The 24,201-nt window shown below is 69.0% G+C and carries 27 protein-coding genes and 1 pseudogene; 17 read left to right on the forward strand and 11 right to left on the reverse strand.

Going from position 1 to position 24,201, the window contains the following annotated elements; all coding sequences use genetic code 11:
* The first annotated feature begins 13 nt into the window (after positions 1–13).
* The 15 genes and pseudogenes from GRX01_RS08940 to GRX01_RS09010 all read left to right on the forward strand — a co-directional run bounded on the left by GRX01_RS08940 (position 14) and on the right by GRX01_RS09010 (position 12,280).
* Positions 14–802 carry an NAD(P)/FAD-dependent oxidoreductase gene (locus GRX01_RS08940; RefSeq protein WP_159665925.1) on the forward strand — a complete coding sequence of 263 codons (789 nt, stop codon included), beginning with the start codon at positions 14–16 and terminating at the stop codon, positions 800–802.
* Positions 803–866: 64 nt separating this feature from the next.
* Positions 867–2,063: a bifunctional phosphopantothenoylcysteine decarboxylase/phosphopantothenate--cysteine ligase CoaBC gene (gene coaBC, locus GRX01_RS08945; protein WP_159665928.1), complete on the forward strand. Its 1,197-nt coding sequence runs from the start codon at positions 867–869 to the stop codon at positions 2,061–2,063.
* 152 nt (positions 2,064–2,215) lie between these two features.
* Positions 2,216–3,283 carry a monovalent cation/H+ antiporter subunit E gene (locus GRX01_RS08950; protein WP_321167992.1) on the forward strand — a complete coding sequence of 356 codons (1,068 nt, stop codon included), beginning with the start codon at positions 2,216–2,218 and terminating at the stop codon, positions 3,281–3,283.
* Positions 3,280–3,555 (forward strand): cation:proton antiporter, encoded by a 276-nt coding sequence (locus GRX01_RS08955; RefSeq protein ID WP_321167993.1) that lies wholly within the window; start codon positions 3,280–3,282, stop codon positions 3,553–3,555. Before GRX01_RS08950 ends, GRX01_RS08955 begins: the two co-directional genes overlap by 4 nt.
* A 3-nt stretch (positions 3,556–3,558) precedes the next feature.
* Positions 3,559–3,873: pseudogene (mnhG, locus tag GRX01_RS08960) on the forward strand (monovalent cation/H(+) antiporter subunit G); the annotation flags it as partial.
* A gap of 83 nt (positions 3,874–3,956) precedes the next feature.
* On the forward strand, positions 3,957–4,490 hold the full coding sequence (locus tag GRX01_RS08965; protein ID WP_321167994.1) for a DUF4040 domain-containing protein: 534 nt from the start codon (positions 3,957–3,959) through the stop codon (positions 4,488–4,490).
* Positions 4,487–4,990, forward strand: a complete 504-nt coding sequence (locus GRX01_RS08970; RefSeq protein ID WP_159665953.1) for an MnhB domain-containing protein — start codon at positions 4,487–4,489, stop codon at positions 4,988–4,990. Before GRX01_RS08965 ends, GRX01_RS08970 begins: the two co-directional genes overlap by 4 nt.
* Entirely contained in the window at positions 4,987–5,343 is a 357-nt protein-coding gene (locus tag GRX01_RS08975) for a cation:proton antiporter subunit C (RefSeq protein WP_321167995.1), read from the forward strand. The genes GRX01_RS08970 and GRX01_RS08975 overlap by 4 nt, the downstream gene beginning before the upstream one ends.
* Positions 5,336–6,859 (forward strand): monovalent cation/H+ antiporter subunit D family protein, encoded by a 1,524-nt coding sequence (locus GRX01_RS08980; RefSeq protein ID WP_321167996.1) that lies wholly within the window; start codon positions 5,336–5,338, stop codon positions 6,857–6,859. Before GRX01_RS08975 ends, GRX01_RS08980 begins: the two co-directional genes overlap by 8 nt.
* Positions 6,856–8,520, forward strand: coding sequence for a cation:proton antiporter (locus GRX01_RS08985; protein WP_159665956.1), 1,665 nt, complete (start codon positions 6,856–6,858; stop codon positions 8,518–8,520). The genes GRX01_RS08980 and GRX01_RS08985 overlap by 4 nt, the downstream gene beginning before the upstream one ends.
* Entirely contained in the window at positions 8,520–10,280 is a 1,761-nt protein-coding gene (locus tag GRX01_RS08990; RefSeq protein ID WP_159665959.1) for a Na(+)/H(+) antiporter subunit D, read from the forward strand. Before GRX01_RS08985 ends, GRX01_RS08990 begins: the two co-directional genes overlap by 1 nt.
* A 61-nt stretch (positions 10,281–10,341) precedes the next feature.
* Positions 10,342–10,908, forward strand: coding sequence for a hypoxanthine/guanine phosphoribosyltransferase (hpt, locus tag GRX01_RS08995; protein ID WP_159665962.1), 567 nt, complete (start codon positions 10,342–10,344; stop codon positions 10,906–10,908).
* Positions 10,909–10,956: 48 nt separating this feature from the next.
* Positions 10,957–11,382: a hypothetical protein gene (locus GRX01_RS09000; RefSeq protein WP_159665965.1), complete on the forward strand. Its 426-nt coding sequence runs from the start codon at positions 10,957–10,959 to the stop codon at positions 11,380–11,382.
* Between the two features lie 109 nt (positions 11,383–11,491).
* The gene (locus GRX01_RS09005; protein ID WP_159665968.1) at positions 11,492–11,737 is read left to right on the forward strand and encodes a hypothetical protein; all 246 of its coding nucleotides are present in this window, start codon (positions 11,492–11,494) and stop codon (positions 11,735–11,737) included.
* On the forward strand, positions 11,738–12,280 hold the full coding sequence (locus GRX01_RS09010) for a hypothetical protein (RefSeq protein WP_159665971.1): 543 nt from the start codon (positions 11,738–11,740) through the stop codon (positions 12,278–12,280).
* A gap of 104 nt (positions 12,281–12,384) precedes the next feature.
* Here GRX01_RS09010 and GRX01_RS09015 read toward each other — a convergent pair whose 3' ends face one another.
* From GRX01_RS09015 to GRX01_RS09055, 9 genes are all read right to left on the reverse strand, one after another.
* The gene (locus GRX01_RS09015; RefSeq protein ID WP_159665974.1) at positions 12,385–12,645 is read right to left on the reverse strand and encodes a hypothetical protein; all 261 of its coding nucleotides are present in this window, start codon (positions 12,643–12,645) and stop codon (positions 12,385–12,387) included.
* Between the two features lie 54 nt (positions 12,646–12,699).
* The gene (locus tag GRX01_RS09020; RefSeq protein ID WP_159665977.1) at positions 12,700–13,164 is read right to left on the reverse strand and encodes a hypothetical protein; all 465 of its coding nucleotides are present in this window, start codon (positions 13,162–13,164) and stop codon (positions 12,700–12,702) included.
* Complete coding sequence (locus GRX01_RS09025; RefSeq protein ID WP_159665980.1) at positions 13,157–13,636, reverse strand: hypothetical protein; 480 nt, start codon at positions 13,634–13,636, stop codon at positions 13,157–13,159. Before GRX01_RS09025 ends, GRX01_RS09020 begins: the two co-directional genes overlap by 8 nt.
* Before the next feature lie 3 nt (positions 13,637–13,639).
* Positions 13,640–15,031 carry an ABC transporter ATP-binding protein gene (locus GRX01_RS09030; protein WP_159665983.1) on the reverse strand — a complete coding sequence of 464 codons (1,392 nt, stop codon included), beginning with the start codon at positions 15,029–15,031 and terminating at the stop codon, positions 13,640–13,642.
* Positions 15,001–16,158 carry an ABC transporter ATP-binding protein gene (locus GRX01_RS09035; protein ID WP_159665986.1) on the reverse strand — a complete coding sequence of 386 codons (1,158 nt, stop codon included), beginning with the start codon at positions 16,156–16,158 and terminating at the stop codon, positions 15,001–15,003. Before GRX01_RS09035 ends, GRX01_RS09030 begins: the two co-directional genes overlap by 31 nt.
* 11 nt (positions 16,159–16,169) lie before the next feature.
* On the reverse strand, positions 16,170–17,132 hold the full coding sequence (locus tag GRX01_RS09040) for an ABC transporter permease (protein WP_159665989.1): 963 nt from the start codon (positions 17,130–17,132) through the stop codon (positions 16,170–16,172).
* A complete protein-coding gene (locus GRX01_RS09045) occupies positions 17,132–18,121 on the reverse strand; it encodes an ABC transporter permease (RefSeq protein ID WP_201289553.1) in 990 nt (329 codons plus the stop codon). The genes GRX01_RS09040 and GRX01_RS09045 overlap by 1 nt, the downstream gene beginning before the upstream one ends.
* Positions 18,122–18,297: 176 nt before the next feature.
* Complete coding sequence (locus GRX01_RS09050; protein WP_159665992.1) at positions 18,298–20,370, reverse strand: ABC transporter substrate-binding protein; 2,073 nt, start codon at positions 20,368–20,370, stop codon at positions 18,298–18,300.
* 250 nt (positions 20,371–20,620) lie between these two features.
* Positions 20,621–20,896, reverse strand: a complete 276-nt coding sequence (locus tag GRX01_RS09055; RefSeq protein WP_159665995.1) for a hypothetical protein — start codon at positions 20,894–20,896, stop codon at positions 20,621–20,623.
* A 138-nt stretch (positions 20,897–21,034) separates the two neighbouring features.
* Here GRX01_RS09055 and GRX01_RS09060 point away from each other — a divergent pair, with 138 nt between their 5' ends.
* Positions 21,035–21,730 (forward strand): type 1 glutamine amidotransferase domain-containing protein, encoded by a 696-nt coding sequence (locus GRX01_RS09060; protein ID WP_159665998.1) that lies wholly within the window; start codon positions 21,035–21,037, stop codon positions 21,728–21,730.
* Positions 21,731–21,752: 22 nt separating this feature from the next.
* On the opposite strand, the gene GRX01_RS09065 is transcribed toward GRX01_RS09060, so the two are convergent.
* Positions 21,753–22,040 carry a transcriptional regulator gene (locus tag GRX01_RS09065; protein ID WP_159666001.1) on the reverse strand — a complete coding sequence of 96 codons (288 nt, stop codon included), beginning with the start codon at positions 22,038–22,040 and terminating at the stop codon, positions 21,753–21,755.
* 131 nt (positions 22,041–22,171) lie between these two features.
* Here GRX01_RS09065 and GRX01_RS09070 point away from each other — a divergent pair, with 131 nt between their 5' ends.
* On the forward strand, positions 22,172–23,140 hold the full coding sequence (locus tag GRX01_RS09070; protein WP_159666004.1) for a sugar phosphate nucleotidyltransferase: 969 nt from the start codon (positions 22,172–22,174) through the stop codon (positions 23,138–23,140).
* A gap of 239 nt (positions 23,141–23,379) precedes the next feature.
* Here GRX01_RS09070 and GRX01_RS09075 read toward each other — a convergent pair whose 3' ends face one another.
* The gene (locus tag GRX01_RS09075; protein ID WP_159666007.1) at positions 23,380–24,123 is read right to left on the reverse strand and encodes a diphthine--ammonia ligase; all 744 of its coding nucleotides are present in this window, start codon (positions 24,121–24,123) and stop codon (positions 23,380–23,382) included.
* Positions 24,124–24,201 lie beyond the last annotated feature (78 nt).

The following is a 24,201-nucleotide window of genomic DNA, read 5'->3' on the forward strand; positions in this document are numbered from 1 at the left end:
TGACCGGTCGGGCATGACCGACACGACACTCGACACGGACGCCGACTACGACGCGCTCATCGTGGGCGGCGGCGTCGCCGGGCTCACCGCGGCGACCTTCCTCGCGCGCGCCGGCCTCGCGACGCTCGTCGTCGACGGCGACGAGTCGATCCTCCGACGCAACGCCCATCTGGAGAACGTCCCCGGCTTCCCGGCCGGCGTCAACCCCCGGTTGTTCGCGGACATGCTCCGCGAGCAGGCAGAGCGCAACGGCGCCGAGATCAGCACCGGGTTCGTCGAGGGCGTCACCGGGGAGGCCGGCGAGTTCACCGCCGCCGTCGACGACGGCGCCACGGTCACGGCCGCGCGGGTCGTCGCGGCGTCGTGGTCGGACCTCGACTACCTCGACGGGCTCGGCGTCGAGGCTCGCGACGCCGGGAGCAAGCGCTACGCCGAGGAGCACGCCCTCAGTCGGACCTCCGTCGACGGCGTGTACGCCGCCGGCCGGATCGCCGAGCGCTATCACCAGGCGGTCGTCGCCGCGGGCCACGGCGCCGAGGCGGCGATCACGCTGCTGCACGACGCCGAGGTACCCTTCTATCACGACTGGGTCGTCCCCGATGGGTACTTCACCGACCGCGGGCGGGAGGTGCCGCCCGGCTGTGAGGAGATCACCGCCGCCGAGCAGGAACGCCGCGCCGCCGAGTCCCGGGAGACGATGCGGGCGTACTTCGCCGAGGAACACCCCGATCGGCAGCGTACCCACCCGAGCCTCGTCGACGACGACCTCGGCCGCGTCGACCCGGAGTGGTACGAGGACTGATCCTCCCGCGATCGCTCCCCGACACCGCGAGGATTTACCACCCGTACCCGCCAATCCCCCGCCAATGAGCGATCTCCTCGCCGACACCAACGTCGCGCTCGGCGTCTCCGGCTCCATCGCGGCCGTGAAGGTGGTCGAACTCGCCCACGAGCTCCGACGCCACGGCGCCTCGGTCCGCGCGGTGATGACGGACGCGGCGACCGGGATCATTCACCCGTGGGCCGTCGAGTTCGCGACCGAGCACGACGTCGTCACCGAGATCACTGGCCGCGTCGAACACGTCGAGCTGTGCGGCCGCGACGGCTGGGCGGACGTGCTGCTGCTCGCGCCGGCGACCGCCAACACCGTCGGGAAGGTCGCCGCCGCCGTCGACGACACGCCGGTCACGACCTGTGCGACGACCGCGCTCGGTGCGGACGTGCCGGTCGTGTGCGCGCCGGCGATGCACGAGCCGATGTACGATCACCCCGGAGTGCTGGACGCGATCGACCGCGTGGAGTCGTGGGGCGTCGAGTTCGTCGACCCGCGGATCGAGGAGGGGAAGGCGAAGATCGCGACCGAGGACGCGATCGTCACTGCGACGGCGCGCGCCGGCGATCGGCCGCTGGCCGGGACCCGCGTCGTCGTCACCGCCGGGGCGACGAGCGAGGCCGTGGACGACGTGCGCGTGCTCACGAACCGTTCGTCCGGGCGCACCGGCCGGGCGGTCGCCCGCGCGCTCGCCGTCCGCGGCGCCGACGTGACCCTCCTCCACGACGCGGACGCGGCGAGGGGGCCGGGCGACGCGGGCGACGTGCCGTACGCGGACGTGGTGGACGTGGAGTCGGCCGCGGAGATGACCGACGCCGCGCTCGCGGCCTGTGCCGACGCAGACGCGCTGATCTCGGCGGCGGCCATCTCGGACTACACCGTCGACCAGCACGAGGGGAAGATCCGGTCGGGCGAGGCGTCGCTGACGCTGGAACTCTCGCCCACGCCGAAACTGCTGGACGCCGTCCGCGAGGAGTACCCCGATCTCACCCTCGTGGGGTTCAAGGCGGAGCCCGGCGGCGACGACGAGACGCTCGCCGCGAGGGCGCGCGAGACGCTCGACCGGGTCGGCCTCGCGTTCGTCGTCGCCAACGACGCCGCCGTGATGGGGGCGGCAGACACCCGCGCGCTCGTCGTCCGCCGGGACGGGTTCGACGCCTACCGAGGGTCGAAGCTCGGGCTCGGGCTCCGGGTCGCGGACGAACTCGCGACCGTCGTGGGGGAGCGGTAGATCGTGTCAGTCCCCGTGCGCTCACGTCCGGCGGATCACAACGGTTTTGATCCGCTCAATCCAACGACGGCACAAGATCCCGTGATACCAACCAGCTACCGCCGACGCACTCGCCGCGATCGGCCTGGCGACCGCGGGCCGGGGGGGACGCCGTGACCGACGGGGACGCCGAACCCACGGAGGACCCTGAACCGGCTCAGGACGCCGAACCCGCCGGCGACGTCGTCGTTCCGGTCGAGGAGTCGAGCACGCTTCGGAACACGGTCGGATACGTCGTTCGACAGGCCGTCGAGTCCGGCGACCCGTCGACGCTGCACTTCGTGTACCCGCTGTCCAGCCGCGGGACGGTCGGCGACGAGCACGACCGGGCAATGGACCTGCTCGAACGGGTCGAGCTGTGGGTCGAGGAGGACCGGGAGGAGAGCGGCGCCCTCGTGTCCGTCGAGACCGCGGTGGTCGGCGCCGACGAGTACCTGTTCAGCCCCGGCGACTACACCGACGCGATCGCCGGATACGCCGAGCGGAAGGGCGTCGACCGGGTCGTGCTCGACCCAGAGTACCGACCGACCGGCACGACGCCGCTGCTCCCGGCGTTGGAGCGGGAGATCCGCGGAACGGGCCTCGACGTCGAGGAGGCGCCCGTCGAGCGGGAAACCCGACGGGGACGGCTCGCCCGCCGGTCGGGCGTCGGCCAGTTCCTGCTGCTGTTCGGCCTGTCCGCGGGCTTCTATCTGTTCCTCTCCGGGTGGTCGCTCAAGCCGTACACGATCGTCACCGGGGCGGTGTCCGCCGGAGCGGTCGCCGCCACGCTGTGGCACGTCTCGTTCACCGGCGCGGTCGAACCCCGTCGGCTGACCGCCCAGTTCGGGCGACTCAGCCTGTACGCGGTGTTCCTGTTGTGGGAGATCGCGAAGGCGAACCTCCAGATCGCGTACGTGGTGCTGCACCCGTCGCTGCCGATCGACCCGAAGGTGGTCGAGTTCGACGCCGACGTGTGGTCGACCGTTCCGGCGGCGACGCTGGCGAACAGCATCACCCTCACCCCGGGAACCCTGACGGTCGACGTCCAGCGCCGACACTTCACCATCCACTCGCTGACCGCCGGCGCCCGCGAGGACCTCCTCGACGGGAAACTCGAGCGGGCCGTCCGGTTCGTCTTCTACGGCCGGTCGGCCGCCCGACGCCCGACGCCGAACGAGCGCGAGGAGGTGGAGGAGTGAGCCTCGTCGCCGACGCCCTGTTGACGGCGGCCGCGGGGTTCATGCTCATCTCGATCGTGGTCCTGTATCGGGCCGTCAAGGGCCCGACGATGCAGGACCGCGTCATCGCGGTGAACGTCGTCGGGTCGAACACCGTGGTGGTCGCGGCGCTGTTCGCGGCCGCGACCGACACGCCGGGCGCGCTCGACATCGCGCTCGTGTACGCGCTGCTCAACTTCCTGATGAGCATCGCGATCTCGAAGTTCACCGTCGAGCGCGGGGGTGTGCTGTAGATGGTGACCGTCACCGAGGCGGTCGTGATCGCGCTGCTGTTCGGCGGCCTCTTCTTCGCGTTCGTCGCCGCCGTCGGGTTGATCCGGCTGCCGGACCTGTACACCCGGGCCCACAGCGCCTCCAAGAGCGACACGCTCGGGGCGGTGCTCACGCTCGGGGCGGCGGCGATCGCGCTCGACACGGGCGTCGACACGCTCAAGCTCGTGCTGTTGATCGTCTTCATGTTCATCACCAATCCGACCGCCGCCCACGCGATCGCGCGGGCGGCCGCAGACCAGGGCATCGAACCGTGGACCGCGGACGACGCCGACCCCGACGGGCCCGCCGACGGCGACCCGGCCGACGCCGGCGGGGACCCCGACGACCCCGACGGCGCCGTCGCGGACGGGGGTGACCGCCGGTGACGCCCGTCGAGTGGGCGGTCCTCGCGTTCGTCCTCGGGAGCGCGCTCGCGACGGCGCTGTTGCGGGACGTGCTCGCGTCGATCATCGCGTTCGCGGCGTACAGCCTCGGGATCGCCGTCGTCTGGCTCCTGTTGCGTGCCCCGGACGTTGGGCTGACCGAGGCGGCCGTCGGGGCCGGGGTGACGACGGTGCTGTTCCTGTTGACGATCGCCAAGACCGTCCGGCCCGCCAGCGACGACCTGTTCGTCGACGTCGACCTCACGGCGGCCGGCGTCTCCGCGCTGCTCGTGGCCGCGCTGGCGACGACGCTGTCGGCGCTGCCGCCGGTCGGCTCCTCGTCGACGCCGGTCGCGACCTCCCGGGTGACGAACTACTACCTGGAGAACGCCTACACCGAGACGGAGGTCGAGAACGCCGTGACGGCGGTTCTCGCGGCCTACCGCGGGTTCGACACGCTCGGCGAGGCGGTCGTCGTGTTCGCCGCGCTCATCGGGCTGCTCGTCGTGCTCGACCGGGGGGTGTTGGCATGAGTTCCTCGTCGACCGCCGACGGCGACGACGAGTTCTCCCTCGGGAACGGTCCCGATCGGCCGTACGTCGAGAGCCCGATCATCATGGCGACCGTCCGCATCGTCGCGCCGTTCGTGTTCACGCTCGGCGCGTTCGTGATGTTCCACGGCGCCGACTCCGCCGGCGGCGGCTTCCAAGGCGGTGTCATCGTCGGGACCGCGATCCTGATGATCGCGATCGCCTTCGGCGTCGGGCCGACCCGCGACTGGCTCTCCGCGTCGATGCTCACGGCGCTCGTGGTCCTCGGCCTCGCGCTGTTCATGGGGATCGGCCTCGCCGCGGTCGCCTCGGGCGGCGCGTTCCTCGAGTACACCGCCATCCCGGTGGCACACTCCAGCAAGTACGGCATCGAGCTGGTCGAGGTCGGGATCGGGATCATCGTCTCCGTCACCGTCGTCGGGCTGTTCTTCGCGCTGGCGGCCGGCCACTCGAACGAGGACGACGAGGAGGTGGAGCAGTGATCGACGTGCTCGTCGACCGGGCGTACTTCGTCGTCGCGTTCCTCCTGCTCGGGATCGGCGCCCACATGGTGATCGGGGATCGAAACCTCGTCAAGAAGGTGATCGGACTGAACGTCTTCCAGTCGGGGATCTTCCTGTTCCTCATCGCCTCGGCGTACGTGACCGGCGCGTCCGCGCCGCTGCTGTCGGAGCCGGGGCCGTACGTGAGCCCGCTGCCGCACGTACTCATCCTGACGGCCATCGTCGTCGGGGTGAGCCTCACCGCGGTGGCGCTGGGACTCATCGTCCGCATCTACGGGGAGTACGGGACGCTCCGTGCGGATCTGGTCTCGGAGGTGAGCGACGGTGAGTGACCTCCCGGCGCTGCTCGTCGTGCTCCCGATCCTCGGGGCGCTCGTGTCGCTGCTCGCGGGGATCCGCCTCGACCGCTCCGGCTGGTACGTCGCGGCCGCGACGCTGTCGGTGCAGGTCGCCGGCGCGGTCGCGTTCGCCGCCGACGGGCTCTCGGGCGCACCCGGGAGCTACGCCGTCGGGGACTTCACGATCCCGTACGGGATCGAACTGCTCGTCGACGGGCTGTCGGCGACGATGGTGGTGCTGGTTGCGGTCGTCGCGCTCGGCGTGCTCGCGTACGCGCGCCATGCCGGGCCGCGCTCGAACCGGTTCTACTCGACGTATCTCCTGCTCGTCACCGGCCTCACCGGGATGTCCGTCACCGGCGACGCGTTCAACATGTACGTCTTCCTCGAGATCACCGGGCTGACCGCCTACGCGCTCGTCGCCAGCGGCGAGGGCGGCCGCTCCGCCGTCGCCGGGCTGAAGTACCTCCTCGTGGGGACGTTCGGCGCCTCGCTGTACCTGCTCGGCGTCGGCTACGCGTACATCGCCACGGGCACGCTGAACATGGCCGACCTGTCGGCCGAGCTCGCCGCCGTCGGCTACGCGTCGCCACTCGTCCGGGCGTCGTTCGCGTTCGTCGTCGTCGGGCTGTTCGTCAAGGTCGCTATGTTCCCGCTGCACACCTGGCAGCCGGAGGCGTACGCCGGCTCGCCCGACTCGGTGAGCGCGCTCATCGCCTCGCTCGTGTCGACGGTGAGCGCGTACGCGCTCGTCCGGATCGTGCTCACGGTGTTCACGCCGGAGTTCCTCGAGGCGGTGCCGTTCGCCCGCCCGCTGCTGGCCGCGACCGCGGCCATCAGCATCGTCGTCGGGAGCGGGCTCGCGGTCGCTCAGACGGAGATCAAGCGGATGCTCGCGTACTCGTCGGTCTCGCAGTTCGGGCTCGTCGTCGCCGCGCTGTCGGTGACGAACGCGACGGCGCTGGTCGGACTGGCGATCCACCTCGTGGGCCACGCGGTGATGAAGGGCGGGCTGTTCCTCGCGGCCGGGCTGGTCGCCACCGGCGTCGGCGGTCGCTCCGTTTCCGACTACGACGGCCTCGGCTCGCGGATGCCCGCCGCGGCGGCCGCCTTCGGCGTGCTCACGCTCGGAATGGTGGGCGTGCCGCCGGCGATCGGCTTCTTCGGCAAGTGGTACATCGTCGTCGGCACGCTGGAGGCGGGCGCGTGGGGGCTCGCGGTCGTCATCCTCCTGTCGACGCTGCTGACGCTCGCGTACTTCGCGCGACTGCTCGAACGGATGTTCTTCCGCGAGGCGCCCGCCGGGGCCGAGACCGGCCCGGCCGACGCCGCCGTCGCCGACGGCGGCGAGGGACACGACGTCGGCAGCGGCTCCTCGGCCGACAGCGGCGTCTCGCTCGGAATGGTCGCCGCCGTCCTCGCGGCGGCGCTGCTCGCCGTCGGCCTCGGGGCGGCCGTCCCGGCGTACGAGTCAGCCCTCGCCCCGACCGTGGAGGTGCTCCTCTCATGACCGATATCACGTCACTCAGACCGCTCGCGGCCGTGCTCGTCTCCGCCGTCGCGATCGCGCCGATCCTGCTGTCCGGGAGCCGACCGAACGTCCGAGAGTCGTGGACGGCGGTCGCGGCGCTCGCGAAGTTCGGCATCGTCGTCAGCATGGTTCCCGGCGTGCTCGCCGGCGACACGTACGTCACCGACCTCGGGTCGTTCCTCCCGGGTGCCCGGTTCGCGCTGGAGGCGGACGCGCTGGGCGTCCTCTTCGCGCTGTTGGCGAGCTTCCTGTGGATCGTCACCAGCAGTTACAGCATCGGCTACATGCGCGGACTCGACGAGCACGGCCAGACGCGCTACTTCGCCGCCTTCGCCGCAAGCGTCTCGGCGGCCGTGGGCGTCGCGTTCGCGTCGAACCTGCTGGTGATATTCGTGTTCTACGAGCTGCTCACGGTCGCGACGTACCCGCTCGTCGCCCACGACGAGACCGACGAAGCCCGCTCGGCCGCCCGGAAGTACCTCGCGTACACCTTCGGCGGCGGCGTGGCCGTCCTCGCCGGGACCGCCCTCGTCTACTGGCTCACCGGGACCGTCGCGTTCACGCCCGGCGGCATCGAGGGGCTCGCCTCGGCGGACCCCATGTTCGCCCGCCTGGCGTTCGCGCTGCTCGCGTCCGGGTTCGGCGTGAAGGCCGCGCTGATGCCGCTGCACTCGTGGCTGCCGGACGCGATGGTCGCGCCGACGCCCGTCTCCGCGCTGTTGCACGCGGTGGCGGTCGTCAAGAGCGGCGTCTTCGGCATCGCGCGCGTCGTCCTCGACGTGTTCGGCCCGGAGACCGTCGGGAACCTCGGAATGGGGCTCCCGTTGGCGGCGGTCGCCGCGTTCACGCTCGTGGTCGCGTCGGTCATCGCGCTCAGACAGGACAACCTCAAGCGCCGACTCGCCTTCTCGACGGTGAGCCAACTGTCGTACATCGTGCTCGGGCTGGCGGTGCTGGCGCCCACATCGTTGGTGGGCGGCCTGCTGCACATCCCGGCGCACGGGTTCATGAAGATCACCCTGTTCTTCGCCGCCGGCGCGCTCCACGTCGAGACCCACACCGACGACATCTCCGACATGGCCGGGATCGGGAGACGGATGCCACTGACGATGGCGGCCTTCGCCGTCGCGGCGGCGGGGATGGCCGGAATTCCACTGGTCGCCGGCTTCGTGAGCAAGTACTTCCTGCTCATCGGGTCGATATCGGCGGGACAGACCCTGTTCGCGGTCGCGCTGCTCGTCTCGGGCGTGCTGAACATCGGCTACTTCTGGCCGGTCGTGTACACCGCGTTCTTCGAGTCGCCCGAGGAGACCGACGAGAAGCCGCTGATCTCGGGACCGCTCGGCGGCCGGCTGTCGTGGGGTCGCGCGGCCGTCGCCGATCCTGCTGCCGATGACCACGCCGGCGCCGACGCGGTCGCGGACGGCGGCGGCGACGCGTACGGCCACGAGGGCGGCCACGACCACGCGGCCGGCTGGGAGCGCCGCAAGTGGACCGGCGGCGAGTCGACGTGGTTCATGATCGCGCCGATCCTCGTCACCGCCCTCGGCTCGATCGTCCTCGGGATCGTTCCCGACGGCGCGGTGTTCCTCAGGATCGTCCGCCTGATCGTCGCGGGCGCCACGGGGGTGCACGTCTGATGGTCGCAGTCGACCCGCTGATCCCGCCGTTCCTGTTCGTGCTTGTGGCCGCGATCCTCGTCCCGCTGCTGGGCCGGCGCGGGGGGCACGCCCTTGGCGTGCTCGCGACCGCGGCGGTCGTGCCGTACGCGTGGCTCGTGCCCGGCGGCGAGCACCTCCCGACGCTGCTGTTCGGCTTCGACGCCGTCCTGTTCAACGTCGACGGCTTCTCGCGGCTGATGGGCGTCATCTTCGGCTTCATCGGGTCGATAGCGGTGCTGTACTCGTGGGCGAGCGGCGCCGACGAGCGCCAGACCGCCTTCGCGCTCGGCTACGTCGGCACGAGCCTCGGCGCCGTCTTCGCCGGCGACTGGCTCACGCTGATCCTCTTCTGGGAGCTGATGGCCGTCACCAGCACGCTGCTGGTGTGGCACTACGGCGGCCGCGCGGTCCGGGCGGGCTTCCGGTACGCCCTGCTTCACGGCGTCGGCGGCACGCTCCTGCTGGGGGCGATCGTCTGGCACTACGTGGCCGCGGGGACCTTCCTGTTCACCGGCGACGGGCTCGCGGGCGTCGTCGCGCCGGTGCTCGCCGCGGTGGGCATCGGCGTCAACGTCGGCTTCATCGGCCTGCACGCGTGGCTGCCGGACACGTACCCGCGGCCGCACATCGCCGCAAGCGTCTTCCTGTGCGTGTACACGACGAAGACCGGCGTGTACGGCATGTTCCGTGCGTTCCCGGAGGGCGAGCTCGCGATCGCGTACATGGGCGGCCTGATGGCCGTCTTCGGCGCCGGGATGGCGCTGCTCCAGGGGGACATGCGCCGCCTGCTCTCGTATCACATCCAGTCGCAGGTCGGCTACATGGTCGCGGGCGTCGGCCTTGGCGGCGCACTCGCGACCGCCGGCGCGTTCGGGCACGTCTTCAACCACATCCTCTACAAGAGCCTGCTGTTCATGACGGTCGGCGTCGTCATCTACCGGACCGGCGAGGAGCACCTGGAGGACCTGGGCGGTCTCTGGCGAAAGCTGCCGCTCACCGCCGTCGCGTTCCTCGTCGCGGCGCTGTCGATCGCCGGGTTCCCCGGGTTCAACGGCTTCGTCTCGAAGGGGATGGTGCTCGGGGCCGCACACAAGAAGCACTACGACGTGCTGTGGTACCTGTTGCTGGCGGGGGGCGTCGGCACGTTCCTCTCGTTCATCAAGCTGGGCTACTACGTGTTCCTCCACGGCGAGTACGACGGCGACGTGCGGCCGGCGAACGTCGGCCAGAAGGTCGCCATGGTCGCCGTGGCGATCCCGTGCGTGGTGCTCGGACTGTATCCGCCCGCGCTGTTCGCGGTGTTGCCCGACACCGGGAGCTACGACTACACGACCTACACCGTCGGCCACGTCCAGGAGGGCCTGATCCTCGCGGCGCTCGGCGTGGTCGGGTTCGTGATCCTGAAGAAGCCGCTCTCGAAGGTGGGCCGCGTCCCCGACGTGGACGCGATCTACAACCGCGCCGGCTTCTACGGCACCCGAGCGCTCGTCGTCGGGGTCACCGAACTGTACGCGGCCGTGGACCGCGCGGTCGTCGCCGGCTCGGGCGCCGTCGCGGGGGCCGTCCGCGACCCGGCGGGAACGCTCGACCGGCTCGGCGCCGTCGGCGTGATCGCCGGCGACGACGCGTTGGCAAACGACGCACGCGAACGGACCGACATCGACCTCCGCGCCGGGTTCGGAACGAGCGTGCTGCTCGTGACCGCGCTGCTCATCGTGGCGCTGGTGCTCGTGGTCTGAACCCCTCGGGTCGCCTCCTCGGATCCGTCAACCTTTACGGGGTCGTCGCCGTCGGGTCGACATGGACCGCCTGCGCCAGTCCCTGCTGGACGCGCCGATCATCGAGAAGGGCGAGTACCAGTACTTCGTACATCCCATCAGCGACGGCGTTCCGATGCTGGAGCCCGAACTCCTCCGGGAGATCGTCATCCGGATCATCCGGAAGGCCCAGATCGAGGACGTCGACAAGATCGTCACCCCCGCCGCGATGGGGATCCACATCTCCACCGCCCTCTCGCTGATGACCGACATCCCGCTGGTCGTCATCCGCAAGCGCGAGTACGGCCTCGACGGCGAGGTCGCGCTCCAGCAGGAGACGGGCTACTCCGAGGGCGAGATGTACATCAACGACGTGTTCGAGGGCGACAGGGTGCTCGTGCTCGACGACGTGCTCTCGACGGGCGGCACGATGAAGGGCATTCTCGACGCGCTCACCCACATCGGCGCCGACGTGGTCGACGTGGTCGCGGTGATCAAGAAGGCGGGCCCGAACAAGCTCGACGACACCGACCACTCGGTGAAGACGTTGATCAACGTCACCGTCGAGGACGGCGAGGTCGTCGTCGTCGACGAGTACGGCGACGGCTGAGGCGGCCGACTCCCCCGCGTTTTTCAGGACGGCGCGCCCACATACGGTATGGTCTCGACTCGCTTCCTCGGCGTGATCTCCACGGCGATGCTCGTCGTCGGCGCCCTCTCGATCGGACAGGCGCTGCACCTCTCGGTCGTCACCGGCGAGGTCGCCCTGACCTCGACGCCGGTCGTCGTGTACTCCGTCGCCGGCGTCGTCGCGCTCGCATTCGGCTACCGTGCCCGGAGGCCGATCGCCGAGGAGTACGGGCTCACCAGCGACGCCCGCGAGCGCGGCGAACACGAGCGTTCGCGTCGCGACCGCGACTCACCCTCCCACTCGGTGAACCGACCGGACGCGGACACGGACGCCGAGGGCCCGACCGGCGACGGGTCGGAGTTCGACCCGGCGATGAGCCCCCTCGGCGACGCCGAACCCGGGGAGGCCGAACGCGACCGTCGCGGCGCCGGCGACGATCGGGACGACCGATAGCCGGCGGGGGTCGGATGGGCCCGTCGCCTTCCCCCTCCGTTGCACCCCGACCCATGCCACCTCGTAACGAGGGAATTAAGACCCGCGAATCCGCTACGAACACGTACGAATGTCCGTGAGCAATCGCGTCCCCGACACCCTCAAGGGTCCACTCGGCGCCGTCTCCCTCGGCGTCATGATCGTCGGACTCGTCGTGGGCTACATCTTCACCATCCTCGGGATCACCCTCGTGCTCAATCTGAACGGGATCGAGGGGATCTCGGACGTGGAATCGCTGACCGTGGTCGGGGCCGGCGTCGCGTGCATCGTCGTCGGCTACTTCGGCTGGAAGGGCTTCATGGGGTTCGCGTACTGAATGCAGTACGACATCCGCGAGCACCCTCAGGCGCCCCCGGTCGAGGAGCTCCGGGAGTTCACGATGGTGCCGATCTCCCGCGAGGAGATCCTGTCGCGAGCCGACGAGGGGACCGCCTTCGAGGAGGTCAACCTCCGGGAGGCGCGTGACGACGTCAACATCGAGCTCGAGCCGGACCCGACCGACCGCGGCAGCTTCGACGACATCGGTACCGCCCTCTACCGACTCGTGCAGCTGTTCGGAACGCCGAACGTTCCCGGGTTCGACGCGGGCGACGACCTCTCCAGCCGCGAGGACACGACGTTCAAGTACCTGCTCCGCGTCATCAACGAGTCCGACCCCGACGAGCGCACCCTCCCCGACGAGTGGCTGATCACCGTGTACGACTACCACGTCCAGTTGGGTATCGGGATCGCCGCCTGGGAGGACGACGACGTCGACCCGAGCGAGTACGACGACGCCGTCGAGATCGTCTCGATGGCGCTGGCGACGAACGTCGTCACCGAGCCCCTCCAGTGCGTGTACAAGGACAAGTGGTTCTGAGTCGGGTCGCGTCCGTCTGAGCCCGCTCGGTCGCCCGCATCCCCGTTTCTCTTCCGTCCCGTTCTATCGGAGTTCGGCGTCCGTCTAGATGGCCGACAGCGGACTCACCGCCCGGTCGTGACGTGCATCACGGCGAACACGCCGGCCACCCCCGCGACGAGCAGGCCCGCGAACACCGGGACCACCGTCGACTCGGCGTAGAGGCCGGCCCAGAAGCCGACGTACGCGAGGGTCACGAACGCGGGCACCGACAGGAGGAAGAACAGCGACGAGAGGTACGACGCCAGCGTCGGGTCGTTGCCGTCGTTGGCGTAGGTCCCGCGCTCGCGCACCGACTTCTCCTCGGTCGGGATCTCCTTCGGCATGTTCCCGGATAGCTGTCACCGGGCAAAAGACCTGTCGTCGGCCGCCGGGCGCGCTCAGGCGGTCGCGCCGTCGTAGACGATCGCGACGAGGTAGCCGAACAGCAGCAGCGGGACCTGTCCGAACACCAACAGCGTGATCACGTCGCGAAGCTCCGGCAGCAGCGCGATCCCGCCGAGCGTCCCGATGTCGAGCAGGAGGTACGGCGCCACCGCGGCGGCCGCCGTCATCGCGGCACCGACGACGACCGCGATCGACAGCGCGAGCACGCTCGTCTTGAGGTTCTGACACAGCAGCTTCACCAGCGCGCCCGCCGCGAACACGAGCGACCCCATGACGGTGTCGCCGGCCCATCCGGGCGCGAGCGCCCCCTGCCACAGCGTGTACGTCGCCATGGCCGCCGACACTCCCGTGAGCAGTCCGACCGCGACGGCCGAGACGAGTCGATCGCGGCGCGAGCCGTAGGAGGCGTGAGACGGGTGAGTCATCGCCTTCCACAGCCCCGACGTGTCCTCAGACATCCGCCTGGAAGCTTCGGCCGCGGACGGTCACGGCGAACGTTCCGGAGGGAACCGCGCGTCCGGAGTCGATCGCCGACTGCGCCTGCTCGACGGTGTCGGGCGAGACCGACGCGACGAGGCTCACCGTCGCCGTCTCGCCGGCGGCCACCGTCGCGTCCCTGTCGCCCTCGAGCCGCTCGGTCCGCGGAACCGTCAACGCATCGCCGGCCGCGGGGTCGCCGTCGTACACCACCAGCGAACCCGTGCGAACCCTCGCGTCGACGCTCGTCGGGTTTCGCACCTCGAAGGTCACCCGCAGCACCGGGTCGTCGCCGTCGACGAGCTCGTAGTCGGCCGGTCGGAAGTCGATGGTGTCGCGCTGTTGCCACGCCAGCTGCGCGCTCGCCGTCGCGACGAACGCGGCGGCGCTGACCGCGAGGACGACCACGAGGCCGGCGAGGAGGGCGCGTTGGCTTCGCGAGGACCGGACCACCGGTCAGTCCTCCGCCGGAGCCGCGTTGAGGCCCCCGTTGGAACCGCCGATCGCCCCCGTGTTCGCGTCCCCGTCCTCGTATCGGTGACACGCGACCTCGCGCGTGCCCGACGGGAGGGGACGCGGCTTGCGCGAGGCGCACGGGGTCGTGACGACCTCGTCGAGCGCCGCGACGGCCGCGTCCTGGTCGCCGTCGAGCAACGCCTCCGCCGCCTCGTCGAGCGCCGTCCGGGCGTCGGACGGCAGATCCAACGAGGCGGCGTCGGTCCGGTGTCCGCCGGTCTCGATCTCCCGCTCGGACCGATACTCCTCGGGGACGTCCAGAGTCAGTCCCTGTTCGACGAGCGACTCCACCGGATCGCCGTCGTCGCTCGCCGCCTCGGCGTCGAGCTCCCCGCGTTGTACCTTCAGTTTGAACTGGAACGCCCGTCGGAACGCGGCCTGACTGCCGCCCCAGTCCTCCGGCGGGATGATGTGTGCACACCGGGGGTGGTACCGACAGCCGCTCGGCGGGTTCCTCGGGGAGGGGACCTCCCCGGTCGCGTTCGCGCGCCGACGGTCGTCCCCGAGTTCCACGTCCGGAACCGCGTCGAACAGCGCCTCCGTGTACGGGTGTTTGGGGTCGTCGATGACGTCGTCGGTGGGACCCTGTTCGACCATGTTGCCGAGGTACATGATCCCGGCGCGGTCACACATGTAGCGGATGAGCGAGAGGTCGTGGCTGATGAACAGGTAGGTGAGATCGTACTCGTCCTGCAGGTCCTGCATCAGGTTCAACACGCCCGCGCGGATGGACACGTCCAGCATGGACACCGGCTCGTCGCAGACGACGAAGTCCGGGTCGACGACGAGCGCCCGCGCGATCGCGACCCGCTGGCGCTCGCCGCCTGACAGCTCGTCCGGGAACGCGTCGAGGTACACCTCGGCGGGCCCCAGGCCGACGTCCTCGAGTACCTGCTTCACCCGCGACCGCCGCTCGTCGTACCCGTCGACCATCTCGTTGATCTTGAGCGGCTCGGAGACGGTGTCGTACACCGTCATCCGGGGGTTGAGCGACTCGAAGGGGTCTTGGAAGATCATCTGGACCCGCTTGCGGAACTGGCGTTCGTCCTCGCGGGTCATGTCGGTGACGTCGTCCCCGTCGAAGCGGATCGTTCCCTCGGTCGGCTCGTACAGCTTCACCAGCAGTTTCCCGAGGGTCGTCTTCCCGCAGCCCGACTCGCCCGCGATGCCGACGGTGTCGCCCGGATAGATGTCGAGCGAGACGCCGTCGACGGCCCGGACTGGCTGCGGCTCGCGACCCAGGACGGTGTCGACGATGCCCTGTGACTGGTCGAAGAGCTTCCGCAGCCCCTCGATCTCTACTAGCGGCTCTCGATCGTCTGGTCGGTCCATGTGGATTCGTTGATTGCGTCGGTTCGGATCTGTTCGAGCTCGTCGATTCGGTAGCAGGCCGTCGTGTGTGCTCGCCGGTCGGTCGATTCGACCGCCCGCCCCTCCGCGTCGGCGGTGGCGACGTCGTACATCGGCGGATGCGCCGCGTGACACTCCTCGACGGCGAACGGGCACCGCTCGCGGAAGCGACACCCCTCGTCCGGGTCGCGCAGCGTCGGCGGCGTCCCGGGGATGGAGACGAGGTCCTGGTCCTTCGAGGTGATCGTCGGGAAGGAGTTCTTCAGCCCGAGCGTGTAGGGGTTGGCCGTCGCGTCGAAGATCTCCTCGGTACGACCGGACTCCATCACCTTCCCGCCGTACATCACGGCCATCCGGTCGCAGATCTCCGCCATCACCGAGATGTCGTGACTGATGACGAGGATCGAGACGCCGAACTCCTCCTGGAGCGCCTCCAGCTCCTCGAGGATCCGGTCCTGGATGATCACGTCGAGCGCGGTGGTCGGCTCGTCGGCGATCAGCAGGTCGGGACCGCAGGCCATCGCCATCGCGATGACCGCCCGCTGTTTCATCCCGCCGGAGAACTGGTGGGCGTAGTCGTCCGCCCGGTCGGGCTCGATCCCGACGCGCTCGAGGAGGTCGCGTGCCCGTTCGTGTGCCTCCTCGGCGGTCGTCTCCGGCTCGTGCCGGAGGATCGCTTCGACGATCTGGTCGCCGACCTTGTACACCGGATTCAGCGCGTTCATCGCCGACTGCGGGATGATGGCGATGTCGCGCCAGCGGATGTCGCGGATCTGTTTGCTGTTGAGCTGCGCCAGGTCCGTCTTCCCGTCGGCGCGAACCGGCTTGTCCGGGTCGTCGATGACCGACTGCTTCGGATCACCGTTCTCGTCGGCCCACTGGGGGAGCGTCGTCTCGAACCACACCTCCCCGTCCTCGATGTACCCGTTGTCGTCGAGCAGGTGGACGAGACTCTTCGCCAGCGTCGTCTTTCCGCAACCGGACTCGCCGACGAGCCCGTAGGTCTCCCCGGGCTCGACGGAGAAGTTCACGTCGTCGCTGGCGTGAACCGCCGAGCCGTCGTCGACCGCGTATCGGATCGAGAGGTCGTTTACTTCGAGTAGTGTCATTGGATATCAGATCACCGCTGCGGGTTGGTCACGTCCTCCATCGAGAAGCCGATGAAGTAGAACGATGCGGCCATCAGCATCAGCGCGATACCCGGCGGCAGCAGCCACCACCAGGCGTCGAAGATGTAGCCCTGCGATTTGATGTTCTCGAGCATGATGCCCCAGGAGTTGGCGGTGAAGTCCGCCAGCCCGAGGTACGCCAGCGACGCCTGCGTGATGACCGCGCCCGCGGCGTCCTGCGCGAGGAACACGAACGAGATGGGGAGGACGTTCGGCATGATGTGCCGGAAGATGATCCGGGTGTCGGAGGCCCCGGCGACCTTCGCGGACTCGACGTACGACCGCTCCTTCAGCGAGAGCGTCTCCCCGCGGATCGTGATGCAGTTGTTGAGCCAGGAGGTGACCGCGATGCCGATGATGATGTTGGTCGTCGTGATGCCGCGGATCGCCACGAGCACGATGAGGAACGGCAGGAACGGCAGGCCGTACATGATGTCGACGAACCGTTGGATCGCCTCGTCGATCCACGTGTCGCCGTAGAACCCCGAGATCAAACCCAGCGGGACACCCACGAGGCTGGACAGCAGGCCGGCGGCCAGCCCGATGTACATGGCGTTGCTCGCCGAGTAGATCACCAGCGAGAGGATGCCGTTCCCGTTCGCGTTCGTCCCCAGCGGGGCGAAGAACGGGTCGCCGAACGCCGGGGGGTGCGGCAGCGAACGGACCTGTTCGGCGGTTAGCCGGCTTTCGATGGGCGGCTCCCCCAGGTACGCGACCCAGTCGGTCGAGTGCGGCGCGAAGACGCCCGGCACCACCGCCCACAGGCTGAATATTCCGAGGATGACGAGGCCGAGGATACCGATGTTGTGTTCGGAGTACCTGCTCCAGCCCCGCTTGAGTCGCTCGAGTCGCGGCTCCCAGCGCCGCGTGTACGATTCGCCGTCGCTTTCGGTGTCTCCTTGTCCGGTTGCCATTATTCACCCTCCCCGAACTTGATCCGGGGGTCGAGGTACGTGTACACGACGTCGGTGACCAGCCGCATGATGACGACCAGTACGGCCAGCAGGAAGAACGTGGCCTGGGCGACCGGGAAGTCGCGGTTGAGCACCGACGTGACGATTATCTGCCCCATACCCGGCCAGTTGAACACGTTCTCGATGATGATCGAGCCGTCGATCAGGAACGCCAGCCCGACGACCGCGCCGGTCGCGACCGGGATGAGCGCGTTGCGCGCGGCGTGTTTGATCATCACCGTCCGCTCCGACAGGCCCTTGGCGTGCGCGAGGAACACGTAGCCCTCGTCGGTCACCTGGTTCATCGTCGGGCGCATGATGAGCATCGAGCCGACCCAACCGATGAACGTGAGGCTCATGATCGGCAGCGCGATGTGATACAGCACGTCCCGCATCACCGTGAATGCCGTCCACTGGAACTCGGGGAACTGGGTGAACATGTACGCGCTCGGCAGCCAGCCGAGCTCGTAGTTGAACACCCAGATGAACAGCCACGAGATCCAGAAGCTGGGCATCGAGTACAGCAACAGCGAGGTGCTGAAGATGGACTTGTCCTTCTTCGACCCGCGCCACCAGCCGAGATACATCCCGACGAGCGGGCCGATGATGAAGCCGATCAGGAACGTCGCGCCGAACAGGACCAGCGTACGCGGCATCCGACGGATCATCAGGTCCGCGACGGGGGCGTTGTACGTCGGCGACCGGCCGAAGTTGCCGGTCTGGTAGTTGATCATGAAGTCGATATACTGTCTCCATAACGGTTCGTTGAGTCCCCACGTCTCCCGGATCTGCTGTATCTGTTCGTTCGTCATCCCGGAACTGATCATGCTCGTGATGAACGAGCCGGGCATGCTCCGGAGGAGGACGAACAGCAACGACATGATCACGAGGAGCGTCAGGTACGAAACGACGATCCGCTTTGCGAGGTATTTTCCACTGATTCTGGTCATGCGTTTTGTGGGACCGTTTCGCGTACTACTGTGTCACGAAGGCTGCCGTTTGAACCTGTTGAATCGTCCGATACCCGACGGGCGACGCCGTCAGGAACCCCGGCTCGCCCGACCGCGGGCGATGAGGGTGCCCGACGTCGCGCGTCAGTCGGACGCGACGATCGGTTTCGAGGGCGTTACTCGCTCTGGTGGATCTGCATGATCTGGGTCCCGAGGTACGTCGAACCCGGGCCCGGGATGTTCTCGAGGGCGCCCGACCACTCGGCCGAGACCGGCCACTTCGGCACGCCGTAGTCGACGACCATCGTCGGGAAGTCGAGGTAGATCCGCTCGACCGCCTCCCGGGAGGCCTGGTTCCGCGCCTCCGGCTCGAGGGTGGTCCGCGCCTCGTCGATGAGGTCGTCGGCGCCGGCGTCGTCGAACACCCCGTACCCCATCGCGTTGTTGAGCAGCGTCGAGGTGTTCTCGTCGTCACCCTCGGTCTCAGCGACCGAGTGGTCGTCGGCGTTGTCGGAGTGGAACAGGCTGTACAGCGTGTTCGTCGCGAACGGCGAGAGGTTCACCCAGCCCATGCTGAACGCGTCGTAGCTCTCCTCGCCGTACGCCCGCGTGACGCGGGTGTTGAACGAGACGACCTCGCGGTCGATCGGGATCCCGATCTGCTGGAGCGAACTGATCCAGTCCTGGATCATCTGGGCCGACTGGGGCGCCTCCTGTGCCGGAGACATCAGCATCGTGAGCGGCCCGTCGTTGATCTCGGGGATCGTCTCGCCGTTGACGCGGATCTCCTGATCGGGGTCCTGATCGGACTCCTGAAGGACGTCGGACTCGACGGGACCGAAGCTGTAGTCGTGCTTCGGCTCCGTCTGACTCGCGGTGACGCCGGTGAGGCTACCGGGGTAGTCCTGTCCGACGTACGTCCCGCCCTCGCCGGTGATGACCTGCCCCTCGGTGAGGAACGCCCGGATGTTCTCCACGTCCGGGACGCTGGGGCTCGACTGACGGAAGGAGAACGCCTGCGTCGACGGTCCGTCGAGCAGTTCCTGGTCCGACCCCGTCTCCGGGCGGACGGCCGTGTAGCCGGGCGGCATCACGAAGTCGCCCTCCTGCGCGTAGCCGCGCTGGAGCTGCTGGGTCCACAGGACGTCGTCGAACGCGAACCCGAGCACCTGCCGGAAGGGCAGGTCGTCGAGCGGCGTGTTGCGGAGGTTGAACGAGTAGTGGCCGTAGCCGGTGTCGAAGCCGTCGAGCAGGTTGATGTTCTCGTCCTCCTGTGCGTCGGAGATCCGCGAGGTGCGGACCCCCTCGTACAGGGAGTCGATGTCGCCCTGGAACAGCGCCTGGTGCAGCGCGGACTGCGAGGAGTACACGCGGATCCGCATGGCGTCGATGAACGGACCGCCGGCGATGACGCCGGGGACCTCCTCGCGCCAGCTGAGCTCGGAGAGGTTGTACTCGCCCTCGCGCTCGGCGAAGGAGACCTCGACGGACGTGTCGGGGTCCCACTGGGTGACGACGCCCGGACCGAGCCCCACGGGACCGAAGTCGGTGTCGGCCGGCTCGTAGGTGGTGTAGTCGTCGACGTCGCTCCACCGGTGCTCGGGGAGGATCGGGAGGCCGAACTGGTCGTACGCGAACGTCCCGTTCGGCTGGTTCAGGGTCATCACGCAGTCCCAGTCGCCGTCGTCCTCCTCCACGCTGACGATGGGGCTGAGGGACGCCGCGTACCCGCCGGGGTTCTGCTCCAGCAGGTAGTTGTACGAGAAGATCACGTCGCTGACGGTGAACTCCTCGCCGTCGTTCCAGGTCAGCCCGTCCGTGCGGACGTTGAAGTAGATCTCGACGTTCGACTGGCCGTTGTCGCCGGTCTCGTCGAGCACCTCGGATTCCCAGTCGGTGAAGACGTTCGGGTGCATCTCGAAGTTGACCGGGTCGATCGCCGCGCCGGACTCGTAGATCCGGTCGGTGATGACGCCGACGTACGCCGAGGAACTCGAGAGCGCGTTGAGCGTGTTCGGGTTCGTCCCCATCCCGAAGTTGAAGATCCCGCCGGTCGGGATGTCGTCTGCGTCGTCCTGTGCCTCGGTCGGCGTCTGATCCGGCGTCGGCGTGTCTTCGTCGTCGCCGGAGGTTTCGGTACCGTCGCCGTCGCCGTTGCCTGAGCAGCCGGCGAGGCTTGCGGAGACCGCCGCGACGCCGGTTCCCTGCAGGAACCGACGCCGGGTGGAACCGGACTGGTTGTCTGACATGCGAACGTTCGTTATGGAATCCCGAACTTAAGCATGTGGGATCCTCTCATATCATGGACGATCACTGAAATCAGCATTTCAGCTATTCGACTCACTGTTTCTACAGGTCTGGCCGGTAGAACTCACGAACGTTGACTCTCGTGTCGGATCGTTCGACGTTCGGGAGGTCGCGAAAACGGCCGGAAACGAAAGAAGGGTTTATTGTAGTTTCATCGATACGTTTCGCGCCGGGCGAGCCCAGTCAGACCGCTCACTCGCCCCGCGCGATCCCTCGCGCGCGCATCCCGAAGTACATCGCGAGGGTGACCGCGGCCGCCCCTCCCGAGAGGTACGTGTTCGCCGGGACCGACGCCTCCCCGCGCCGTGCCAACTCCATGCCCAGGAACGCCCACCCGGCGGCCGTCGCGAACCCGAGCGCCATCACCGCGTAGCCGGCGCTCTCCCGCTCGGTCGCGTGGAGGTACACCCCCACCGTCAGGACGACGCCGCCGAGCAGGGCCAGCACGGTCCGCGTACCCACTGCCATTGTCCGATGTTGTCGGGCGTCCGGGATAAACGACCCGGGACGGACCGGTCGGATCATCGCGGGAAGCCGGCCCGTTCCCCCGTACACTCGGTTCCGCCGACGACACGTTTTCCGGCGCCCGCCCCCGAACTGAAACGCATGACTGACACCACGGCGCTGTTCGTTGTCAGCGAGGAGGGGTACTGGGCCGAGGAATGCATCGAGCCGCTCACGACGCTCGACGCCGCCGGCGTCGACGTGACCGTGGCGACGCCGTCCGGGTCGCCGCCGGTGGTCGACGAGCGTTCGCTCGATCCCGAGGACGTCGGCGAGGAGACGGTCGAGGAGTACCGCGAGATCCACGAGACCGACGGCCGCCTGCGTGACCCCGAGCCGATCGCGGCAGTCGAGCCGGCCGACTACGACGCCGTCGTCTTCCCCGGCGGCCACGGCACCGTCTGGGACGTGAATCAGGATCGCCACGCTCGGACCGCGCTCCGTGAGGCCGTCGCGGGCGACGACGGCGTCGCGCTGGTCGTCTGTCACGCCGTCGGGATCCTCGCGTTCACCCGGACCGACGACGCCGGCTTCCTCGTCGACGGGCGCGAGGTGACCGGCTTCCCGAACGAATGGGAGGAGGGGATCGTCGACGAGCACGACCGCATCGAGGGGCGCAAGCTTCCCTACTGGGTCGAGGACGAGGTCGTCGCCGCCGGCGGGAACTTCGACGCCGAGCTCGACGCCGACACCTCCGTCACCGTCGACGGCGACCTGATCACCGCCCGCGGGCCCGGGTCGTCGAGCGAGGCGGCGGAGACGCTGCTCGCGGAACTGGGCGTCGAGTCGACCGCGTAGTCGTCGACGCCCTCGCCCGCGGTCAGTCGGACTCGATCGTGAACTGCGGCTCCTCGACGGTCTCCCCCTTACACGAGGGACACCGTGACGGCGCGTTCACGAGGTCGTCGAAGTCGTCGAAGCCGCAGTCGCGACACGTCGGCGGCGCCACCAGGAACCGTTCGCCGTCGGGCAACGACTCCGCGACGTGGTCCAGGTGGTCGTACACGACGGAACGGGGCACGTCGAACTCGGCGGCGAGCGCGCTGCCGGAACACGCCCGCTCGCGCAGGGTCTCGGCGATCCGCTCACGGGTCGTCTGCTCGGGCATACCCGCCCCAGGTCGCCGGCGCGGGAATCGGTTTCGGGCGAACGACGTCCCGTCGGCCGCCGTCGAGAACGTGTCGTTCCGGTGCGACGAGAGAGGAAAAGCCCTTGTCGGTCGGGTGTAACCGTGGTCGCATGAAGGCAGTTGTGCTCGCAGGGGGATACGCGACGAGGCTCTGGCCGATCACGCGCAATCGGCCGAAGATGCTGCTCCCGGTGGGCGACGGAACGGTCATCGACGAGATATTCGCCGATCTGGAGGCCGACGACCGGATCGACGAGGTGTTCGTCTCGACGAACGAACGCTTCGCCGAGGAGTTCGAGGCGTACCTCGCGGACACCGACTTCGAGAAGCCCACGGTCTCGGTCGAGGACACCAGCGCCGAGTCCGAGAAGTTCGGCGTCGTCGGCGCCCTGACACAGTTGATCGACCGCGAGAACGTGGACGACGACCTGGTCGTCGTCGCCGGCGACAACCTCATCTCCTTCGACGTCGGCGAGTTCGTCGACTTCTTCGCCGAGAAGGGGACGCCGTCGCTGGCGGCCTACGACGTCGGCTCCCGCGAACGCGCGAAGAGCTACGGGTTGGTCCAACTCGACGGCGACCGGGTCGTCGACTTCCAGGAGAAGCCCGACGACCCCAAGAGCACGCTCGTCTCCATCGCCTGCTACGCGTTCCCCCAGGAGACGCTTCCCGACTTCGAGGAGTACCTCTCGGACGGGAACAACCCCGACGAGCCGGGCTGGTTCATCCAGTGGCTCCAGTCGCGCCAGCCCGTCCACGCGTTCACCTTCGACGAGGCGTGGTTCGACATCGGCACCCCCGAGAGCTACCTCGACGCCGTCTCGTGGTACCTCGACGGCGAGTCGGTCGTCCACCCGGACGCGACCGTCGAGAACTCCGAGATCGGGGAGGACGTGTACGTTCTCGGCGGCACGGAGATCGTCGACTCCTCGCTTGAGCGGTCGGTCGTGTTCGGCAACGCGACCGTCCGCGACGCCGACGTGCGCGGCAGCATCATCGACGAGGAGACCGTCGTCGACGGGCTCGACCTCTCGGGCGCGCTCATCGGCGCCCACTCGCGGCTGACGAACGACGGCTGACTACTCCCCGAGTCGCGCGTCGGTCACCCGAATCCGCCCCCGCGTTCCGTCCGGCACCCACGGCTTGCGCTGCGCTCACTCACTTCGCTCACGGGTCGCTATGCTCCCCGTTCGCCTCGCGGTCTCCCTCCGGTCGACCGCGCACCGTTCGCTCGGCAACCCGTGGATGACAAGCCGTCGTCGCTCCCGGCGGTCGCTCCTCGGCCCGCTCGGCTCGCCTCTCTCGCCTCGCGGCGGCGTCACTCGCCGAGTCGCGCGTCGGTCACCCGGATCCGCCCCCGCGTTCCGTCCCACTCCGTGTCGTACTCCAGTCGGATCCGGCGGTCCATGTGCGGCCCGTCGGTGACGAACGTCTCGAACTCGCCGCCCTCCCCGAGGACGTGGACGCCGTACTCGTCGTTGAGCCGCTCCAGTTCCCCGAGGGCCTCACGGTCGATGGTACGGCCGAGCCACGACTCGTCGAGCCCCGCGGCCGCGACCTGCAGGATCCGGATCTCGAACCCCGCGTCCAACATCTCCTCGGCGAGGGTCCGGGGATCGCGCTGCCACAGCGGCGCGAACAGATCGATCCCCAGCCGGTCGCACATCGCCTCGATCCGGCTCGTCTGGAACTCCGACTCGACGGCGCCGGCGGTGACGCCCGCGAGGGACAGATCCGTCGCGAGGTCGGTCAGCGCCGCCTCCATCGGCTCCAGCTCGCTGTCGCCCTGCGCGCCCGAGTCGGTCGCCTCGCCGGCTTCGAAGTCCGCGGGCTCGACCTCGACGAGGGGGAGCCCGATGCTCTCGGCCGCCAGCGCGGCCAGCCGGGTCTCGGGAACGTGGTACATGTACGAGTCGCCCGCGGGATGAACCGTCAGCAGGCGCTCGACCGGCAGTCCGCGCTCCAGCGCACGGTACACCGCCCACGAGGAGTCCTTCCCGCCGGAGAACAGTCCGACATAGGCGCCGCCCGTGGTGGCGTCGCCGTCGGCGTCGTCGCTCATACCGTGGCTACGCGGCGAGGCGACCTTACCCGTGACGGTTCGGTGTCCCTGGCCGTTCTCCCGCTCGGCCCCGCCGGA

The organism is Halobaculum saliterrae (assembly GCF_009831625.1).
In the GTDB taxonomy this organism is placed as follows: domain Archaea; phylum Halobacteriota; class Halobacteria; order Halobacteriales; family Haloferacaceae; genus Halobaculum; species Halobaculum saliterrae.

Bases quoted from the DNA above. Each gene is read 5' to 3' on its own strand.
- GRX01_RS08940 (WP_159665925.1), top strand. From the start codon at position 14: ATGACCGACACGACACTCGACACGGACGCCGACTACGACGCGCTCATC.
- coaBC (WP_159665928.1), top strand. From the start codon at position 867: ATGAGCGATCTCCTCGCCGACACCAACGTCGCGCTCGGCGTCTCCGGC.
- GRX01_RS08970 (WP_159665953.1), top strand. From the start codon at position 4,487: ATGAGTTCCTCGTCGACCGCCGACGGCGACGACGAGTTCTCCCTCGGG.
- GRX01_RS08985 (WP_159665956.1), top strand. From the start codon at position 6,856: ATGACCGATATCACGTCACTCAGACCGCTCGCGGCCGTGCTCGTCTCC.
- GRX01_RS08990 (WP_159665959.1), top strand. From the start codon at position 8,520: ATGGTCGCAGTCGACCCGCTGATCCCGCCGTTCCTGTTCGTGCTTGTG.
- hpt (WP_159665962.1), top strand. From the start codon at position 10,342: ATGGACCGCCTGCGCCAGTCCCTGCTGGACGCGCCGATCATCGAGAAG.
- GRX01_RS09000 (WP_159665965.1), top strand. From the start codon at position 10,957: ATGGTCTCGACTCGCTTCCTCGGCGTGATCTCCACGGCGATGCTCGTC.
- GRX01_RS09005 (WP_159665968.1), top strand. From the start codon at position 11,492: ATGTCCGTGAGCAATCGCGTCCCCGACACCCTCAAGGGTCCACTCGGC.
- GRX01_RS09010 (WP_159665971.1), top strand. From the start codon at position 11,738: ATGCAGTACGACATCCGCGAGCACCCTCAGGCGCCCCCGGTCGAGGAG.
- GRX01_RS09015 (WP_159665974.1), bottom strand. From the start codon at position 12,645: ATGCCGAAGGAGATCCCGACCGAGGAGAAGTCGGTGCGCGAGCGCGGG.
- GRX01_RS09020 (WP_159665977.1), bottom strand. From the start codon at position 13,164: ATGTCTGAGGACACGTCGGGGCTGTGGAAGGCGATGACTCACCCGTCT.
- GRX01_RS09030 (WP_159665983.1), bottom strand. From the start codon at position 15,031: ATGGACCGACCAGACGATCGAGAGCCGCTAGTAGAGATCGAGGGGCTG.
- GRX01_RS09035 (WP_159665986.1), bottom strand. From the start codon at position 16,158: ATGACACTACTCGAAGTAAACGACCTCTCGATCCGATACGCGGTCGAC.
- GRX01_RS09040 (WP_159665989.1), bottom strand. From the start codon at position 17,132: ATGGCAACCGGACAAGGAGACACCGAAAGCGACGGCGAATCGTACACG.
- GRX01_RS09045 (WP_201289553.1), bottom strand. From the start codon at position 18,121: ATGACCAGAATCAGTGGAAAATACCTCGCAAAGCGGATCGTCGTTTCG.
- GRX01_RS09050 (WP_159665992.1), bottom strand. From the start codon at position 20,370: ATGTCAGACAACCAGTCCGGTTCCACCCGGCGTCGGTTCCTGCAGGGA.
- GRX01_RS09055 (WP_159665995.1), bottom strand. From the start codon at position 20,896: ATGGCAGTGGGTACGCGGACCGTGCTGGCCCTGCTCGGCGGCGTCGTC.
- GRX01_RS09060 (WP_159665998.1), top strand. From the start codon at position 21,035: ATGACTGACACCACGGCGCTGTTCGTTGTCAGCGAGGAGGGGTACTGG.
- GRX01_RS09065 (WP_159666001.1), bottom strand. From the start codon at position 22,040: ATGCCCGAGCAGACGACCCGTGAGCGGATCGCCGAGACCCTGCGCGAG.
- GRX01_RS09070 (WP_159666004.1), top strand. From the start codon at position 22,172: ATGAAGGCAGTTGTGCTCGCAGGGGGATACGCGACGAGGCTCTGGCCG.
- GRX01_RS09075 (WP_159666007.1), bottom strand. From the start codon at position 24,123: ATGAGCGACGACGCCGACGGCGACGCCACCACGGGCGGCGCCTATGTC.